Source organism: Bradyrhizobium oropedii, assembly GCF_020889685.1.
Lineage (GTDB): Bacteria > Pseudomonadota > Alphaproteobacteria > Rhizobiales > Xanthobacteraceae > Bradyrhizobium > Bradyrhizobium oropedii.
In genome coordinates, this window is the sequence record NZ_JACMYO010000487.1 from 1 (window position 1) to 600 (window position 600).

The following is a 600-nucleotide window of genomic DNA, read 5'->3' on the forward strand; positions in this document are numbered from 1 at the left end:
AGACGCCTACGGTCTTGGCGCGGCGCGTATAGCGCCGTTTCTCGCTCGCATCGGCTGCAGGCATTTCTTCGTCGCCGACGTGGAGGAAGGCATCGCCTTGCGGGATGTGTTGCCATCATCTGCGAAAATCTACCTGCTTCACGGTCTTATGCCAGGTATGGAGCTAGCTGCCGAGCATCATGATTTATTGCCAATCCTCAGCAGCAGGGAACAATTGGATGCATGGCTTCAGCACTGCCGACTTCGCAATCGGGCGTTGCCAGCGGGTATTCATGTCGACACGGGCTTGTCTCGACTAGGGTTTCCCATCGATGAGTTGCAGGAACTCGCCGGCGATGAAAACGGGCTGTCGGAGCTGCCTATAGCGCTGTTCATGAGTCAACTCGCCTGCGCGGAGTTGCGAAATGAGGTCAGTCTTCAACAATTATCTCGGTTCAGCGAACTGACCCATTTGTTTCCGAAAGCTATTCTTTCACTATCGAACTCGGCGGGACTATTCGCCGGATGCGAATTTCATTTCGACCTCATAAGATCGGGTGGAGGGATTTTCGGCTTCTCGACGTCCCATGATCCCGACTTCCAGCCGTCTCAAGTCGTCCG

The 600-nt window shown here is 54.8% G+C and carries 1 protein-coding gene; it reads left to right on the top strand.

What is annotated here, in order from left to right:
- A partial coding sequence (locus tag H8A95_RS43425) for an alanine racemase (RefSeq protein ID WP_229188505.1) occupies nt 1-600 on the top strand: 600 nt, incomplete at both ends.